The following is an 18,093-nucleotide window of genomic DNA, read 5'->3' on the forward strand; positions in this document are numbered from 1 at the left end:
TGAAAAGGTGTTATCTTTGTCATCCTCTGCGGAAAAGGCCGCAGAGAAATACAGAATGGGAGGTTTGCAATGAAACAGCACTTGAAGCACCTGCTTGCCCTGCTGCTCGCCGCCAGCATGATCCTCGGCATGGGGGTCATCACAGCGGGATGCACAGCGGACAGCGGAAAAGTAACCATCGAACTTTTAGAGTACAAACGCGAAGCAGTTTCCATTTTTCAAAAAATGGCTGCTGACTTCAACAAAGAAAACCCGGACATTAACCTGGTCGTCTCTTCCCCAAATGATGCTGTAACCGTATTGAAAACGCGCCTGATTAAAAACGACGCGCCCGACATTATCGGTATTGGCGGCGACAGCACCTACTCCAATCTTTTGGACGCAGATATGCTTGAGGATATCAGCAGCTACAAGGGCCTGCAAAGCATTAAGAGCGTCTATAAGGAAATGGACAAGAATCTGGAACTGGTGCCAAAGGCGGGGACCTACGCCCTGCCCTATGCTGCAAATGCCTCCGGTGTCCTTTACAACCGGGCAATTTTCAAAAAGTACGGCTGGAGCATTCCCACCACATGGGAAGAGTTGATCTCTCTGTGCAAAAAGATGCAGGCCGCCAAGGTTACACCATTTTACTTTGCCCTGAAAGATTCGTGGACATCGCTCGCCCCGTGGAACGCTATTGCGGTGGACCTGGTAGAGCCCAACATTGCCCAGGAAGTAAATCTAGGCAGAACGACCTTTACAAAAGCTTATAGTGAAGTGGCAGACAAAGAAAAAGAACTGACGAAATACGGACAAAAAGATATCTTTGCCTACGGCTACAACGATGCGTGCACAGCCTTTGCCAAAGGGCAGTCGGCTATGATGCTGATTGGCAGCTACGCGGTTCCGCAGATTAAGACTGTCAACGCCGATATCGACATTGACTCCTTTGTTTTGCCGGCCAGCAGCAGCGCCACCGAAAACAAGCTGAACTCTGGTAATGACCTGCAGTTCAGCATTATGAAAGGGACGAAAGACAAAGCCACCTGCTACCGTGTACTGGACTATATGCTGAAAGACGAAAATGTACAGAAATATGTAGATGATCAAAACGCTGTTTCCTGCAAGACCGGCAGCTTTACGCTTCCCTCTATGCTTGACGGCATGAAGTTATATATCCAGCAAAACAAGATGGCAGACTATCAGGACCACCACTATCCATCTGAAATGTCTGCCGATGCGCTGATTCAAACCTATCTGCTCGGCCAAAGCAAAGCGGATTTTCTGCAGACCTTTGATACAAACTGGAAGCGGTATAACCGTGACACTATTGCAAAGCTGAAAAAATACGAAACAGAGCACGGCTCTGTTTCCACCAGCTCTGTATCTTAAGAGAGGAGTTCTGTGCGTATGAACCGTCAAAAAGCAAAGAAGCCGCTTGGCAGCCGGGAACGCTCTTATTTCTTCATTTTGCTGCCTATCCTGATTCTATTTTTCCTGTTTAACACCCTGCCGCTCATTCAGGGCTTTCTGTACAGCTTCACAAATTTCCGTGGTTTCGGGAGCTACGACTGGGTGGGCCTGCGAAACTACGCTGACCTTTTCGGCGACGGCCGTGTCGGAAATTCGTACCGTTTTACCTTTCTTTTTGCCGTTGTATCCACTGTACTGGTTAATGTGGTCAGTTTAATTCTTGCCCTTGGCCTGAACTCTAAAATTTACGCAAAATCGGCCCTGCGCGGCATTTATTTTGTCCCAAACGTACTGGGTGGACTGGTGGTTGGCTATATCTTTTCATTTTTCTTTACCTATATTCTGCCCGCAATCGGCACTGCACTGGGCATTGCCGACCTCAGCTCAAGCTGGCTTGCCCGCACAGACCGCGCTTGGTTCGCCATTGTGCTGGTTGCCGCGTGGCAGTCTATTGCGATGAATACACTGATTTATATTTCCGGTCTGCAGACTGTACCATCAGATGTCTATGAGGCCGGCGCAATCGACGGTGCAACTGGCTGGAAGCGCTTTCGGTCCATTACCCTGCCGCTGATTATGCCCTTTGTCACGGTGAACTTGGTGCTGAGTATGAAAAACGCGCTGATGGTTTTTGATCAGATCATGTCCCTGACACAGGGCGGCCCTGCACAGAGCACGGAATCTATTTCTTACCTGATTTACAACAACGGCATGGGTGGCGGACAGTTCGGCTACCAAAGCGCCAACGCGGTCGTGTTCTTCATTGTCATTGTCGCGATTTCCGTATTCCAGATGAAATATCTGGGAAGCAAGGAGGAGCAGCTATGAATCAGAAAACATCTGTAAAAACCAGGAATTCGAAAAACGTCCCTATCACGGTTCTGCTGCTGATTGGCTGTATCACAATCTTTTTCCCACTTTATATGACGATCGTAATCGCGTTCAAGAAGCCCGCCGAGATGACAAACGACATCATGGGTGCACTGAAGCTACCTATGCAGTGGAGCCTGTCAAATTTTTCTGAAGCGATGCAGGTGACAGATTTCTGGCACTCCCTGCTGAACTCCATGGTGATTACCCTGTGCACCGTGGCGCTGTGCGTGCTGATCCACCCGCTGGCGGCCTACGCCATAGGCAGAAACATGAAGCGACACAAGTTTTACAAATTTTCTTATATGTACCTAGTAAGCGGTATGTTCGTTCCTTTTGCCATTCTGATGATGCCGGAAGCAAAGCTGACTGCCTTTTTCCACTTGACAAACTGGGCCGGTGTCATTATCCTTTATGTGGTCTTTTACCTGCCTATGGACCTGATGCTTTACACCGGATACCTGAAAAATGTTCCCCTTTCGCTGGAGGAAGCCGCCTACGTCGACGGCGCAAGCGTCTGGACTGCCTACTGGCATATCATCTTTCCCAACATGAAACCGATGCACGCAACTGTAGCGGTCTTGGCCGCACTCGGCGCATGGAACGACGTAATGACACCGCTGATTCTGATGGGCGGCAGCGGCAGCAACACTCTGCCGCTGGCACAGCTCAACTTTCAGAGTCAGTTCAGCACAAACTACAACCTGGCCTTTGCGTCTTACCTGCTGGCGCTGGTACCCATTCTTGTATTTTACCTGGTGTGCCAAAAGCAGATTATCAGCGGCGTTATCAACGGCGCTGTCAAATAAAGCAACGCTTTCTTTTTCAAAAAGTCTGTACCGCCGCGGAGCAGCGTCCCGGGCGGTGCAGGCTTTGCCTGTTTTACACACTACAAACTGCAATTTTGGGAGGCAATTAGTCAGATGCTCAAAAAATATGGATTTCGCGCCGCAAATGTTGTACTGGGAATTTTTCTAATTGGCATTGCCGTTGGGTTTTTACGCATGGCAGCCTTTGGCTGCGACCCCTTTACAACTATGAACCTCGGCATTAGCGGCCTGCTAAAGCTGCAGTTCGGCAATCTGCAGCTGCTCGTCAATTTTATTCTGCTGGTACCGGTGCTTTTGCTGCGCCGGAAAGACCTGATCGGATTTGGCACTGTCTTCAACATGGTTTTTGTCGGTTATCTCGCGGATTTCACCGTGTTTCTGTTTCACGCCGCCGGTATCACCGCCTCTGCCATGCCCGCCCGCATTTTCCTTTTTGCTGCCGCTTTCTTTATCATCTGCTTGGGAGATTCCCTGTATATCGGCGCAAGCATGGGGGTTGCCCCCTATGATGCGGCAGCCTATCTTTTGGAAACACTGACGCACAAAAAACTACCTTTCAAATATGCCCGTATTTTAAGCGATGTTTCCTGTGTTGTGGCAGGCACACTGACCAGCCTGCCCACCGGGAAGCTTTGGAGCATTGTCGGCCTAGGCACGATTGTGATTGCCTGCGGCACCGGCCCCATGGTTCAGCTTTTTCTTGACCGGATTGCTTCCCCGCTCTTTACCCACTATGCGTATGACTAAGACCTACAAAGGACCCGCATTGCCGCCTGGCAGTGCGGCCTTTTTGTATACAAAAAAGAAAAGTACAGAAAAATGAATAAATTATTTTAACTTTCTATTGACTTTTTATTCTATAAGTGCTATCTTAGCTGTAGTAAACGATTACGTAGTAAGGGAGCGACAAACATGGCGAAAAATCCAACTGTAAAGGACGTTGCCGAAAAAGCAAACGTTTCTGTCGCGACCGTTTCAAGAGTTCTGAACGGCCTGCCTGGATTTTCGCCGGAAACAAAAGAAAAAGTACAGGAAGCCATTGACTCGCTCGGTTACCAGTGCAACATTGTCGCACGCAACCTGAAAACAAAGAAGTCAAACATTGTCGCCGTTCTGCTGCCAAAAGTAGAAACCACATTCTATGTCAAAATACTAGATGGCATTGAGGACGCCGCGCAAAAGCAGGGCTACAACGTAATGATGTGCCATGTCGGCGTTTCCGGCAACCGCACCCAGCAGTACATAAAAATGCTGATGGAACGCCAAACAGACGGTATAATCGGCTGCAGCCTGCCACCAAAAGAGAAAATCGACGCATTGGTCAGCCAAAGCGGGATTCCGTGTGTGCTGGTCTCTACCCTCTCGCCGCGTTACCCAATTCCCTACATTCGTGTAGATGACTTTCAGGCTTCCTACAAAGCAACTGCTTACTTAATCGAAAAAGGCCACCGCAAAATTGCGATGCTTTCCGGCTCAAAGCACGATATGGTCGCCGGCAGACTTCGCCTGGAGGGATACCGCAAGGCACTGGAAGACCACGCTATTCCCTACAGTGACGACTTGGTACGCTACACCGGATTCATCTATGAAAAGGGTATACAGGCAATGAAGGAACTCATCAAAAGCAGGCAGTCCTTTACTGGCGTTGTCGCCTGCTGCGACGAAGTTGCTGCGGGTGCTATGACAGCTGCTTCCCTTTTAGGCTGCAAGGTCCCGGATGATTTTTCTATCATAGGTTATGACAACACCCGCACCGCAAAAATGACCGTACCACAGCTGACCACTGTTGCACAGCCGCTCTACCGCATGGGGCGCGAAGCTTTTGCAATGCTGAAAATGGGAATGGAGCATCAGCCGGTGCAGAGCAGGATTCTTCCCTTTAAAATTGTCGAAAGAGATTCTGTACGCAAAATTTAATTGCCGCGCTTTTTTGGCACTTTACGTAAACGATTACTCAGCATTCTGTACAAATTTTCTAAATATAATCAGTCATTGTCTTTTACGTAATCGATTACTAAAATGAGCAGTTCTACTCAGCAGCGCACAAGTTGTGTGCGCTTTTTGCCGGAGGATTCTCCTGTTTTGGGAGTTTCACATATTATTATTTTTTCTCTAGGAGGAGTAAAAGATGAAAGGTTTTACCAAAATAACAGCTGTATCGCTAAGTGCAGCAATGACGCTCTCTATGGCCGGGTGCGCAGGCGGCGGGGCTTCCACAACCTCTGCTGCAGGCTCTACCACAGCAGACAGCAGCAAGGCTGTCTCTCTGGAGCTTTTCTCAACAAAGACAGAGAATGCTTCCACTCTAAAAGAACTGATTGCTGCATTCCACGCCAAGCACCCGAACATCACCATTACGCTCTCCAGCCCGCAGGACGCCGGCACGGTCCTGAAAACACGGCTTACAAAAGACAATATTCCAGACATCATTGCCATGGGCGGCGACTCGACCTACACTGAAGTGCAGAGCGCCGGCGTGCTGGAAGACTTGAGCAGTGAATCCTATGTAAGTGGCATACAGAACGCCTATAAGAAGATGGTTTACGACGTACAACAGGACAAAGAACAGAAGCTTTACGGCATTCCTTATGCCACCAATGCTTCCGGTGTACTTTATAATGAAGATTTGTTTAAGAGCAAGGGTCTGTTTGTACCAAAGACGTGGGATGAATTCATCGCCCTATGCAAAAAGCTGCAGAGCGGTGGCACTACACCGTTTGAGCTGACCTTTAAAGACAGCTGGTGCACCCTGCCGGCATGGAACAGCCTTGCCCCGGACCTGCAGCCCGCGAACTTCACCGATGACCGCAAAAACGGTAAGACCACCTTTGCAGCAACTCATAAAGAAATCGCTCAGAAGTATCTGGACCTGCTGCCCTTTGCACAGAAAGATTACATGGGCACAACCTATGCAGACGGCAACACCGCCTTTGCACAGGGAAAAGCTGCTATGATGATCAACGGCAACTGGGCAATTCCAGAGTTTAAGAAAGTCAACTCCAGCTTTAAAGTAAACATGTTTGCGTTCCCCTCCAGCAACGACAGCAGCAAAAACTATGTCACTTCCGGTGTCGATGTCCTTTTGGCAGTCAGCTCTAAGTCTGCAAACAAAGAGGCCGCTAAAGAATTCGTCAGCTTTATGATGCAGAAAGAAAATGCACAGAAATACATCACCGAACAGTTTGCTTTCTCTGCGATTAACGGTGTTGAGCAGAACGACAAAACAGTTGCCGGCGTCAAAGAAGATATCGCAAGCGGCAAAGTTGCGAACTACCCTGACCACTACTATCCCTCTGGTTTTGACCTGGCATCTCTCGCACAGAACTTCGGCAAAAATGCGGCGGCCGGCATGGCTGCAGACAAAAACATTGCCGATTTCTTAAAGCAGTGCGACACAAAGTATGACGCTGCAAATGTTTCTGACTGATGGGAAACCGATGAAGCAGCTGCCGCGGCTTTGACAGCTGCTTTTTCAAGACTGATTTATAGAATGAGGTGTTCAGATGAAACACAAAAGAAGCAGAGTGTCACCGGTTTTTTACCTCATGGTGCTGCCGATGACCGTACTATTCTTCCTATTGCACACCTATCCGTTTTTAGAGGGTATTTTCTACAGCTTTACAAACTGGAAAGGCTATGGGCAGTGGCACTTTGTGGGTCTGCGCAACTACGCCCATATCTTTACGGACCCCGATATCGGCCACGCCTATGGTTTCACATTTGTTTTTGCTATCCTGGCAACGGTACTGGTCAATGTCATCAGCCTGCTGCTGGCCATCTGCCTGACCAAGCGAATCAAGCTGAAAAAGACGCTGCGCGCTGTCTACTTTCTGCCCTACATTCTCGGCAACCTGATTGTCGGCTATGTTTTCAACTTTATCTTTGCAAACCTGCTGCCGCAGGTGGGCAAAGCACTGGGAATCGGCTGGCTGAGTGTCAACATTCTCGGCACAGACAACGCCTGGATAGGCCTTTTGTTTGTCACAGTATGGCAGTCGCTCGCGTTTAACACACTGATTTACATTTCCGGACTGCAGACGGTTGACCCTGACCTGTACGAAGCCGCTGACCTTGATGGCGCCTCTGGCTGGGCGCGTTTCTCAAAAATCACTTTCCCACTGATTGCCCCCTTCTTTACCATCAACATGGTACTCTGCGTAAAGAACTTCCTGATGACCTTTGACCAGGTCATGGCTATGACAAACGGCGGCCCGGGCACAGCAACCACCACGGTCTCTGTGTTGATTTACAAGCGCGGGTTTCAAGGCGCGCAGTTTGCCTATCAATCTGCAAACGCGGTCCTGCTGTTCCTGATTATCGGCGGCATTTCCCTGTTCCAGCTTCTTGTCCTTGAGAAAAGGGAGGAAAAACTATCATGAAAAAAAGGCACACTGAGGTAAACACAAAGACCCGCTGGCCCGCAACCATCCTCCTGATTGTACTGGCAGCCGCATTCATTCTGTTTCCGTTGTATTTGACCATCATTATCGCCCTAAAAACGCCAAACGAAATGGGCAATATTCTCGCGCTGCCAAAGACCATTCGCTGGCAGAACTTCGCCGACGCATGGAAAATGGTGAATTATCCGCAGAAATTTCTCAACACCTTTCTAATCACTGTATTTGCGCTGATTTTTACGCTGCTTACAAACTCCATGGTGGCCTATGCCATTTCGCGCAACCGCGCCAAGAGCAAATTTTTCAACTTGCTTTATTACTACTTCATCAGCGCAATGTTCATCCCCTTTGCGGTGTTAATGCTGCCGCTGGTGAAGCAGGCCAACACCCTGCACATCGACAACGTAGCCGGCATTACCCTGCTGTACATTGTCATGGGCCTGCCGATGAACACCTTCCTTTACAGCGGGTACTTAAAGTCTATTCCGCACTCTCTGGACGAGGCCGCTATGATTGACGGCGCAAGTCCATGGCAGACCTTCGTACATATCATTTTCCCGCTGATGACCCCCATGCACGCGACCGTCGCCATCTTCACTTTTATGTGGACCTGGAATGACTTCTTAATGCCCCTGGTATTGCTCAGCAAACCAGAAGAACAAACGCTGCAGCTTTCACAGTATGTTTTCCAGGGACAGTTCTCGACCAACTACAACCTTGCGTTTGCCTCGTACCTCATGGCTCTGCTGCCAATCCTCATTTTCTATTTGGTCGGACAAAAATGGATTATCGGCGGCGTTACAAAAGGCGCTGTAAAACAATAAGCATATACCGCGCATACTTTCTTTACAAAGGAATGATGTACAATGAATGAAAAGAAGTGGTGGAAAGAAGCCACAGTCTATCAAATTTACCCCCGGAGCTTTATGGACAGCAGCGGCGATGGCATCGGCGACCTGCCAGGCATTCTCAGCAAACTGGACTATATTCGTGAGCTGGGTGCAGATGTCATCTGGCTCTGCCCCATCTATGACTCCCCAAATGCCGACAACGGATACGATATCCGCGACTACCGCGCCATTATGCGGGAATTCGGCACCATGGCAAATTTTGACCAGCTGCTGGAGGCAGCACACAACAAGGGCCTGCGCATTGTCATGGACCTGGTAGTAAACCACACCTCTGACGAACACGAATGGTTTCGAAAAAGCTGCCAAGCCCCCGCAAACAAATACCGCAATTACTACATCTGGAAAGACGGCAAAAACGGCGGTGCACCCAACAACTGGGGAAGCGTCTTTGGCGGGTCCGCGTGGAAGTACAGCGACAGCACGCGGCAGTACTACCTGCACATGTTTGCAGAAAAGCAGCCGGACCTCAACTGGGAAAATTCAGAGGTACGCCGCTCTGTATACGATATGATGAAGTGGTGGCTCAACAAAGGCATTGATGGTTTCCGTATGGATGTTATCAATCTGCTTTCTAAAGAACCGGCCTTTCCCGATGCTCCTCTTGCCAAAGGGGAAAAGTACGGCAACGGCTGGCCCTATGTCTCTAATGGCCCGCACGAGCACGCTTTTCTGCAGGAAATGAACCGTGAGGTCCTGAGCCACTATGATATTATGACAGTCGGCGAAACAGGCGGTATCGCACCTGACGACGCCCTGCGTTATGCCGGCTTTGACAGCCGCGAACTCAATATGGTATTTCAGTTTGAGCATGTAGACCTGGGGATAAACGAAGATGGGAAATGGAACGATGCGCCTGTTGCCCTGAAAGACCTGAAATCCATCGTAACCCGATGGCAGACGCAGCTAGACGGAAAAGCCTGGAACAGCATTTACTGGGGCAACCATGACCAGCCGCGCGCTGTCTCGCGCTTTGGCAGCAGGAACCCGGCATACCGCGAAAAATCGGCAAAGCTGCTCGCCACACTGCAGTTCACTTTGCAGGGAACACCGTATGTCTTTCAAGGGGAAGAAATTGGCATGACGAATGTGCCGTTTACGGATATTTCTCAGTACAGAGATCTCGAAACGCACAACGCGTACCGGGAATTGTGCAAAAAGTACCCGGACGACAAAGAAAAAGTCATGCGCGCCATCCGCTTTAAAAGCCGCGACAACGCACGCACGCCCATGCAGTGGGACAGCTCGAAAAACGCAGGATTCTCTCGCGGCAAGCCCTGGATTGGCGTCAATCCAAACTGCAAAACCATCAATGTACAAGAAAATCGACAGAATCCCAATTCGGTATTTCACTACTACCAAAAACTGATTCGTCTGCGCAAAACATATTTAGGGCTAGTGTACGGCTCTTATACGCCTCTTTTGGAAGACGATAGCCAGGTTTTTGCCTATCTGCGAAAAGACGGACAGCAGACGTTTTTAATCCTGCTAAATTTCAGCGGCCGGCCCGCACAAGTAAACTTGCCAAAGCTGCCGCAGGCCGAAAACGCCGCTCTGCTGATTTCAAACGAGGCGGCAGACTCCGACTGCACGCTTAAAGAGCACATGTCCCTCTCCCCTTACGAGGCAAATGTCTACCTGCTGCCGTAAGGATCTGAGCGGCCGCACCTATCTTTTAATACGTCAACAAGCTTTTCACTCCTCTCTCTTTCAATTTCTTTTGGCCTGCTATTTGCAAAAAGTTCCCCGCAAATGCAGGCACAAGCACCGCCCTGAAACCGACAGCTGCCTGCTGTCCTTTGGGGCGGTGCTTTTAGAATACACAAAGGAATGCTGCCTGGGTACAGAATTTTGTTTTATACTCCTTTTAGGTCATTTTTACGCAAAAAAGATTATTTAAATGGGGAAAATGAGGACTTGAAAGGTCACATTTCCTGTTATATAATTTATCCAAGTCAAATGAAAAAACATTGGCAAGGGCGCCGCTGCAGATTTGCAGCGGCGCTTTTTGATTGTCAAAATCAATCTGATGAAGAGCAAGTCATCTTTTTCTTTTCGCAAAACAGGAGGCAGACGATGGAAAACCGTATCACAGAGCACCCGATTCTGGGTACATTTGAAAAAGGCAGACAGGTTGCCTTTACTTACGACGGCAAAACCCTTATGGGCTATGAGGGCGAGCCGATTGCCGCAGCGCTGAAAGCAAATGGCGTCATGGTGCACCGGTACACAAAAAAGCAGCACAAGCCGCGCGGCATCTTCTGTGCAATCGGCAGATGTACCGACTGCGTGATGGTCGTAAACGGTGAACCAAACGTACGCACTTGTATGACACCGCTTGCGGCCGGCATGACCGTACAGACACAGTACGGCACATCGGCAGAACCCTTCGCTGTGAAAGATGGTGAAAAAGCATGAAAAGATATGATTTAATCGTCATCGGCGCAGGCCCCTCCGGCCTTTCCGCCGCCATAGAGGCCGCCAAGCGCGGTGCTTCCGTACTGGTCTTTGACGAAAACGCGCGCCCCGGCGGGCAGCTCTTTAAGCAGATTCATAAATTTTTCGGCTCAAAAGAACACCGGGCAAAAATCCGGGGCTTCCGCATCGGACAGCAGCTGCTGGACGAAGCCGGAAAAGCAGGTGTTCAGGTTCGGCTGAACGCAGCCGTCATCGGCATTTATCAGGACAAAGAAGTGGTGGTGCGCATCAGCGACGCAATCGAGCACTTTAAGGCCGACACCATCATTGTGGCAACCGGCGCTTCTGAAAACATGGTGCCCTTTGACGGCTGGACCCTGCCGGGGGTCATCGGCGCAGGCGCCGCGCAGACGTTGATGAATCTGCACGGCGTAAAACCCGGAAACCGTATTCTAATGCTCGGCTCCGGCAATGTCGGCCTGGTTGTCAGCTACCAGCTCAAACAGAGCGGCTGTGAAGTGGTGGCTCTGGCAGACGCGGCCCCGAAAATCGGCGGCTATGGCGTACATGCCGCGAAAGTGGCCCGTACAGGCATTCCTTTCTACCTTCCTTATACCATACAGAAAGTAGACGGCACCGACCACGTGACCGGCGTGACCATTGCGAAAGTAGACGCGCATTTTCAGTTTATTCCGGGTACGGAGGTTCACTTTGATGTCGATACTATCTGTGTGGCGGTTGGTCTTTCGCCCATGAGCCAGCTGCTGAAAATGGTCGGCTGCAAAATGGACGACAATCCGAAAAAAGGCGGCCAGGTGCCGGTGATTGACGCGCACGGTCAGACCTCCATTCCGGGTATTTTCGCAGCAGGGGATGTTTCCGGCATTGAGGAGGCGAGCTCTGCGATGATTGAAGGACGGCAAGCCGGCATTTACGCTTCTGAATATCTTGGCTACATGAATAAAGCAGCGCTTGACAGTGAGGAAGCTGACCTGGATAAAGCTCTGGATGGCCTGCGGCAGGGCATGTTTGCCCCCGGAAATAAGGGCAGAAAAATTGACAAAACTGAAGAGGGCATTCCTGTTTCGAAAAGTCTGTTGCAGCACGGCTTTGTCGCCGACGAAGAGATTGGACGCTTCCCGGGCGTGGTACAGAAAGCCGGCATTCATCCGGTTATGGAATGTACACAGAATATCCCCTGCAACCCGTGCCAGGACGCCTGCCCGAAACACTGCATTCGCATTGGCAGCAACATTACCTCCCTGCCGGCGGTCGAAGCAGACGCGCAGTGCATCGGCTGCGGCATGTGTGTAGCCTCCTGTCCGGGACAGGCAATCTTTCTGGTAAATGAAGACTGCGGCGACGAAACAGCAGAAGTAACCCTTCCGTATGAATTTTTACCTCTGCCAAAGGCCGGTGACAAGGGCAAGGGCCTTTCCCGCAGTGGAAAACCAATCTGCGAAGCTGAAATTGTATCCGTCAAGTCATCGCCGGCATTTGATAAAACAAATCTGCTGACTATGAAAGTGCCGAAAGCATACGCGGGAAAAGCGCGCTTTTTTCAGGCGGAAAATTGAATGACCCGCAGGCAGAGCGTGTCTGCGTTTATAGAAACCCGGAGGCTGTGAAATGAGCAAAAGAATCGATCGTTCCAAAGACATCGGCGAATTTACCGCGCACAGCGACGACGATATGATTATCTGCCGCTGTGAAGAGATTACAAAGGGAGAAATCAGGCGCGCCGTACACGATGGCATGTGGACTATGGCAGAAATCCGGCGGTACCTGCGCTGTGGCATGGGCCTCTGCCAGGGACAAACCTGCGGCAAGCTGGTAAAGGGCATTGTCGCACGCGAACTGGGTGTTTCGCCGGCAGAGCTGGAGGCAGCAACCTCCCGCTCCCCCATGCGCCCAACGGAAATGAACGTTTTTGCGAAGGAGGTCGAAGAGTAATGTCAGAACATACAGCAGAGGTCGTCATTGTCGGCGCCGGCGTCATTGGCTGCGCGACCGCCTATTATCTTTCCAAAAAAGGCGTTTCCGTTACCGTGCTCGACTGCGATGAAGTAATCGGCAACGGCGGCTCCAGCCGAAACGGCGGCGGGGTGCGCCAGTCAGGCCGTGACCCGCGGGAACTGCCACTGGCTATTTACGGTGTAGAGCATGTCTGGCCGTCTCTTTCCGAAGAACTGGGTACAGATGTCGAATACCATAAAGAGGGCAACCTGCGCCTAGGCAAGACCGAAAAACACCGGCAAATTCTGCAGGGGCTGACAGCCCGCGCAGCTGCCTGCGGGCTGGGTGTGCGCATGATTGACGGCAGCGAGGTCCGCAAAATCAACCCCTATCTTTCCGATGAAGTCATCTGCGCCAGTTGGTGCCCAACAGACGGCCACGCAAACCCGCTGAAAACCACCCTTGCCTTTTACCGGGCCGCTCGGCAGCGCGGGGTTCGGTTTATTACCGGGGAAAAGGTGACCGGCCTGCAGAAAGTGTGCGGTGAAGTCAAAGAAGTGCTGACCGAAAAGGCTGTGTACGGCTGTGACAAAGTGATTGTCGCCTCCGGCTATGACAGCCGCGCAATCACCGCCTCTGTCGGCATTGACATTCCCATGAAAAAAGAGCTGATTGAGGCTCTGGTCACAGAGGCTGAGCCGCCCATGTTTGCGCAAATGCTCGGCACCGCAGATGCGGATTTTTACGGTCACCAGACCAACCACGGTTCTTTTGTTTTCGGCGGTGCATCGGGATATGAAGAGGAAAATAAAGACAACGGCTGCATGGCTACTTCCAGTATCACTGCGCCGTGCATCTGCCGTGGTATTATGAAGTATATCCCACGGCTGGCACACGCAAAGATTGTGCGCACCTGGGCGGGCTATGAGGATGACAGTGCCGACAAAGTACCCGTCATCAGTGAAGTTGAGGAAGCGCCCGGCCTGATTCTCGCCTGCGGCTTTACCGGCCACGGTTTCGGTATTTCCCCTGTGGTAGGGCAGCTTTTGGCGCAGATGACCGTCGGCGAAAAGCCAATGCTGGACCTTTCCGCGTTTCGCTACGACCGCTTCAAAGCCTGTATTTGATTTTGATACAGAAAGTGGATACGTCAATTCTTTTTATACACAGCTGAATCAAAAAGGAAACCGGCGGCGCCATTCTTTCCGCGTTTCGCTACGACCGTTTCAAAGCCTGTATTTCATTGGAGGTAAAAAATGGATACATCAATTTCGTTTTTATACTTGGATGAGCCGGACATGATAAAAGCCGGCGTCAAGGATATGAGCAAGTGCATTCTTTCCATGGAGGATATGTTGCTGCTGCTGAAAAAAGGCGACTACGTCATGGGCGGCGAAAATCACAACTCTCACGGCTGTATGATTACTTTCCCAAATGACCCGCAATTTCCGGGTATGCCAAAAAACGCATTTGACCGGCGCTTTATGGCAATGCCCGCCTACCTTGGCGGCAAATACCAGATGGCAGGCGTAAAATGGTATGGCTCCAACGTAGAAAATAAAGAAAAAGGCCTGCCGCGCTCCATCTTGATGATGACTTTGAGTGACAAAGACACAGGCGCACCGCTCGCTTTTATGTCGGCAAACCTCTTGAGTGCCTACCGCACCGGCGGCATTCCAGGGGTGGGTGCCAAATATCTGGCAAGGAAAGATTCGCGGACAGCTGCCGTGATTGGCCCCGGCGTCATGGGCAAGACTTCGCTTGCCGCGTTTGCTGCCGCCTGCCCCAAACTTTCCCGTGTGCAGATTAAAGGCCGCGGCCAGCGCTCGATTGATTCCTTTATCACTTTTATTAAAGAAGAGCTGCCGCAGATTAAAGAAATCAAAGTCTGTGACACCGTGGAGGAAGCCGTACGTGGCAGCGACATCATCAGCTTTACAACAACCGTAAAAGACGACGTTTCTACCTTCCCTTACATTAACGGCAGCTGGATTAAAAAAGGCGCCCTCATCAGCATGCCATCCGCCGCCCGGTTTGACGACGATTATCTGTCCCAATGCCGTTTGGTAGTTGACAACTCCAAACTTTACGAGGCATGGGAGGAAGAGTACCCGTACCCCACCTACCCCAAAATGCAGATTATCGGCACCAAATTCACAGACCTTATCCATGATGGGCTGGTAAAGCGCGAAGATGTAACAGACATTACCGATATCATCACCGGCGCGGCCCCGGGCAGAAAAAGTGAAGACGAAGTCATTGTATACTCTGTGGGCGGCATGCCAGTAGAGGATATTGCGTGGGGCTGCACCGTTTACCGCAGCGCCCTGGAAAAAGGCATTGGCCGCGTGCTTCCTTTGTGGGAAAAGCCGGAAATGGCATAAAAGCAGACAGGCACCTACACAAAAAATACCCTGCGGTATTTTCCCGCAGACACTCCGGAAAGGAAATGAAATATGAGCGAATTATCAAAGATCGAAATTATCACCGATATGTCGAAATATACAGACCTGAAAGCTTCCCTAAGCAAACTGCAGATTGGCGGCATGACCATGATGCAGGTACTGGGTTGCGGCGTAGAAAAGGGCACAAAGGAATACGAAGTGGATAAGAACTTTGAAATGGAGCTGCTGCCCAAAATTCAAATCAACATCGTGGTAGAAACCGCTAAGGCAAAGGAAATTGTAGAGATGGTAAAGCAGGTGCTCTACACGGGCCATATTGGCGACGGCAAAATTTTTGTGTACGATATTACGAATGTCGTACGTGTAAGGACAGGCGACGAAGGCAAAGATGCCCTGTAACAGGGAGGCTGGCAAAACATGAAAAAGCAAAAGAAGCTCGGGCTTGGCAGTGTTATTTCCATCTCTGTCGGGCTGGTAGTTGCGACCAGCAGTCTGGTATCCCTGGGGCAGGGCGCCGGCACGCTGGGTACCATGTTCATCATTCCGATGATCATTGCCTGTATTCTCAACATCATTACTATTGCCTCACTCTCTGAGCTAAACGCGCTGATGCCAAACACCACTGGTGGGCTGGCACAGTACACTCTGGCCTGCATGGGGCCGTTTCCCACGATGATTTCCATGGTGGGCGGATACTTAATCTGCAATATCATGTCGTGCGGGGTTGAAGCCTCTATCTTTGCCTATGCCTGCGCGCAAACCATTCCACTTAAAATTCCAAGCATTGTCTACACGCTCGTTATGACTGTGGGCGTAACGATTGCGAATTTGTACGGGGTCGATATTTTTGCGAAGGTGCAGAATCTGGTTGCTTTCCTTTTAGTCGGCTCCATGCTGGTAATGGGGATTATCGGCGCCTGCAGCGCTGGTACACAGCCCACTGTCAGTCAACCGGCTGTCATCTCAACCAACTTTAACGACATTGTTTCCATGACAGCCGTGGCATTTTGGCTCTTTATTGGTGCTGAATACGCCATTCCAGTATCAAAGGATGTAAAAAATGCGAAAAAGAATGTTCCCCTCGGCATGATGCTCGGCCTGGTGCTGATCGGGATTGTACAGGCAATTATGGTTTTTGGCTTTCACAACTACACCGCCTGGGGTGACCTGACAAATTCACCGGCACCGCACCTGTTGTACGGCGAAAAGCTGCTGGGACAGGGCGGAAAGATTTGGATGACCTGTGTCTCCGCTCTGGCTGTCATCAGCACACAGAATTCCACGGTCAACGGCCTGAGCAGCATCAGCGAAGGCATGGCGAAAATGAACATGATGCCGCGTGTTTTCAGCAAAACGAATAAGCGAAACGTACCCTGGTTCGGCGTTCTGTTTGTCAGCGTCTTCATTTTTGTATTCGCAGCAATCAGCGATAATTCCTCCAGTATCATTTCGTTCCTGATTCTGGTAGGCTCTGTGTTCTGGATGGTTTCGTATATCCTTGCACACATTGATGTACTGATTTTGCGCCACAGACTGCCCAAAGCGCCGCGCTCCTTTAAGGTACCGCTCGGCCCGGTGCTGCCGATTATCGGCATTGCCGGCACAGCCTACATGATTCTCAATATTTCCACTGATCCGGTTGAACGAAACAACATTTGGCTCATCACGGGTATTACATTCCTGCTGCTGGGCATCTTCTCGTATTTCTGGATTAAGAAACGCATGAAGCGCCCCGTCTTTCAGCATGTGCCTATGGAAGAAGTCATGGCAATGGAAAACAGCATGTACTACACAATTCGGAAAAAGCGCGGCATTTGGAAATAACCGCTGCCTGCAAATCTCATAAACCGAAGAAGGCAGTCCCACAAAACGTGTACCGCAAAAGCTGCGGCGCGCTGTGTGGGACTGTCTTCTTTTTTTACGAGTTTTCTTCCGGCAGTTCGCATTCCACAATCATTTGAAACATCTGCAGACGTTTGCAAATGCCAAGTTTGCGGTAAAGATTGAGAATATGCTTTTTCAGCGTATTTGGGCTGATAACCAATTTTTCGCAGATGGCGTCTTTGTCCAGTCCACACATTTCCAGCCGCAGCACAGTGGCCTCTCTTTTGGTAAGCCCATATTTTTCCGCCGCCTCTTCCACGGTAATTCTGCCGCGGGCCGCCCGGCTTTTTCGCCGCTCCTCTGCCAAGCGGTAAGCAAGGTGGTCTTTGAGCATATCTAAAATTTGAATATCATCGTACAAGAAATTATTCTTCCCGATAGTGCGGTAAAACGTGATAACCCCCAAAAGCTTTTTGTCCTTTGCCATAATCATCTGCAGGGAAAAGTGCCAGTTGTTTGGCTGATAAACTTTACGATAATACTCTGTCTGCACCCGCTTTTCATCGCTGATGATGTCCGTTTCGCGGTAAATCAGACTTTTGCCGCCGTACAGGATTCCCCGGCTGTAGTCGAGAAAATCGTAGGTCTGTGAGCAGGCGCCATCGCAGTTGTAAGTAACGGGGTCGGTCAGCGCATCGCTGCCATCCTGTGCAGCCAAAAAGAAATCAGCGCTGTCAAAGTCAAGCAGCATTTTCAGCTGCTCTAAAAGCTGCGTACGCATGGCACAAAAATCTTTTGTCGTATAGATTTTATAAATAATGCTGTTTAAAAGAAGCCAATCATTTGTCTCAAGCTGTCTCATGCTATTGCCCCCTGCCATATAAAAAGGCGCAGAAGCATATAAGCTTCTGCGCCTTTGCGAATACGTTTATGGTATCATGCCACCAGACGAATTGCAATAGAAAGCAATAAAATACGCAAAATACACCCGAAAGAATACTAAGAATCGTTCTTCTAAATCAGTAACGCT

General features: G+C 50.2%; 17 protein-coding genes. 16 read left to right on the forward strand and 1 reads right to left on the reverse strand.

Annotation, left to right across the window (positions count from 1 at the left end):
- Positions 1-69 precede the first annotated feature (69 nt).
- The 16 genes from LKE53_05935 (at position 70) to LKE53_06010 (ending at position 17,063) form a co-directional block, all read left to right on the forward strand.
- A complete protein-coding gene (locus LKE53_05935) occupies positions 70-1,374 on the forward strand; it encodes an extracellular solute-binding protein (GenBank protein ID MCH3972293.1) in 1,305 nt (434 codons plus the stop codon).
- A gap of 18 nt (positions 1,375-1,392) precedes the next feature.
- Entirely contained in the window at positions 1,393-2,283 is an 891-nt protein-coding gene (locus tag LKE53_05940) for a sugar ABC transporter permease (GenBank protein ID MCH3972294.1), read from the forward strand.
- Positions 2,280-3,134: a carbohydrate ABC transporter permease gene (locus LKE53_05945; protein MCH3972295.1), complete on the forward strand. Its 855-nt coding sequence runs from the start codon at positions 2,280-2,282 to the stop codon at positions 3,132-3,134. The genes LKE53_05940 and LKE53_05945 overlap by 4 nt, the downstream gene beginning before the upstream one ends.
- 114 nt (positions 3,135-3,248) lie before the next feature.
- On the forward strand, positions 3,249-3,902 hold the full coding sequence (locus LKE53_05950; protein MCH3972296.1) for a hypothetical protein: 654 nt from the start codon (positions 3,249-3,251) through the stop codon (positions 3,900-3,902).
- Positions 3,903-4,067: 165 nt separating this feature from the next.
- On the forward strand, positions 4,068-5,072 hold the full coding sequence (locus tag LKE53_05955; GenBank protein MCH3972297.1) for a LacI family transcriptional regulator: 1,005 nt from the start codon (positions 4,068-4,070) through the stop codon (positions 5,070-5,072).
- Between the two features lie 211 nt (positions 5,073-5,283).
- Positions 5,284-6,582, forward strand: a complete 1,299-nt coding sequence (locus LKE53_05960; GenBank protein MCH3972298.1) for an extracellular solute-binding protein — start codon at positions 5,284-5,286, stop codon at positions 6,580-6,582.
- A gap of 76 nt (positions 6,583-6,658) precedes the next feature.
- Positions 6,659-7,534 (forward strand): sugar ABC transporter permease, encoded by an 876-nt coding sequence (locus LKE53_05965; GenBank protein MCH3972299.1) that lies wholly within the window; start codon positions 6,659-6,661, stop codon positions 7,532-7,534.
- Positions 7,531-8,376: a carbohydrate ABC transporter permease gene (locus LKE53_05970; GenBank protein ID MCH3972300.1), complete on the forward strand. Its 846-nt coding sequence runs from the start codon at positions 7,531-7,533 to the stop codon at positions 8,374-8,376. The genes LKE53_05965 and LKE53_05970 overlap by 4 nt, the downstream gene beginning before the upstream one ends.
- A 42-nt stretch (positions 8,377-8,418) precedes the next feature.
- Positions 8,419-10,110, forward strand: coding sequence for an alpha-glucosidase (locus LKE53_05975; protein MCH3972301.1), 1,692 nt, complete (start codon positions 8,419-8,421; stop codon positions 10,108-10,110).
- A gap of 426 nt (positions 10,111-10,536) precedes the next feature.
- Positions 10,537-10,878, forward strand: a complete 342-nt coding sequence (locus LKE53_05980) for a (2Fe-2S)-binding protein (GenBank protein MCH3972302.1) — start codon at positions 10,537-10,539, stop codon at positions 10,876-10,878.
- Entirely contained in the window at positions 10,875-12,455 is a 1,581-nt protein-coding gene (locus tag LKE53_05985) for an FAD-dependent oxidoreductase (protein MCH3972303.1), read from the forward strand. Before LKE53_05980 ends, LKE53_05985 begins: the two co-directional genes overlap by 4 nt.
- 52 nt (positions 12,456-12,507) lie before the next feature.
- The gene (locus LKE53_05990) at positions 12,508-12,831 is read left to right on the forward strand and encodes a (2Fe-2S)-binding protein (GenBank protein ID MCH3972304.1); all 324 of its coding nucleotides are present in this window, start codon (positions 12,508-12,510) and stop codon (positions 12,829-12,831) included.
- A complete protein-coding gene (locus LKE53_05995; protein ID MCH3972305.1) occupies positions 12,831-13,961 on the forward strand; it encodes an FAD-binding oxidoreductase in 1,131 nt (376 codons plus the stop codon). The genes LKE53_05990 and LKE53_05995 overlap by 1 nt, the downstream gene beginning before the upstream one ends.
- A gap of 129 nt (positions 13,962-14,090) precedes the next feature.
- Positions 14,091-15,218 (forward strand): tyramine oxidase subunit B, encoded by a 1,128-nt coding sequence (locus tag LKE53_06000; GenBank protein ID MCH3972306.1) that lies wholly within the window; start codon positions 14,091-14,093, stop codon positions 15,216-15,218.
- Between the two features lie 72 nt (positions 15,219-15,290).
- Positions 15,291-15,638, forward strand: a complete 348-nt coding sequence (locus LKE53_06005) for a P-II family nitrogen regulator (protein ID MCH3972307.1) — start codon at positions 15,291-15,293, stop codon at positions 15,636-15,638.
- Positions 15,639-15,656: 18 nt separating this feature from the next.
- The gene (locus LKE53_06010) at positions 15,657-17,063 is read left to right on the forward strand and encodes an APC family permease (protein ID MCH3972308.1); all 1,407 of its coding nucleotides are present in this window, start codon (positions 15,657-15,659) and stop codon (positions 17,061-17,063) included.
- 94 nt (positions 17,064-17,157) lie between these two features.
- On the opposite strand, the gene LKE53_06015 is transcribed toward LKE53_06010, so the two are convergent.
- Positions 17,158-17,925 carry a LuxR C-terminal-related transcriptional regulator gene (locus tag LKE53_06015; protein MCH3972309.1) on the reverse strand — a complete coding sequence of 256 codons (768 nt, stop codon included), beginning with the start codon at positions 17,923-17,925 and terminating at the stop codon, positions 17,158-17,160.
- Between the last annotated feature and the right edge of the window lie 168 nt (positions 17,926-18,093).

The organism is Oscillospiraceae bacterium (assembly GCA_022483045.1).
GTDB lineage: Bacteria > Bacillota > Clostridia > Oscillospirales > Acutalibacteraceae > Caproicibacterium.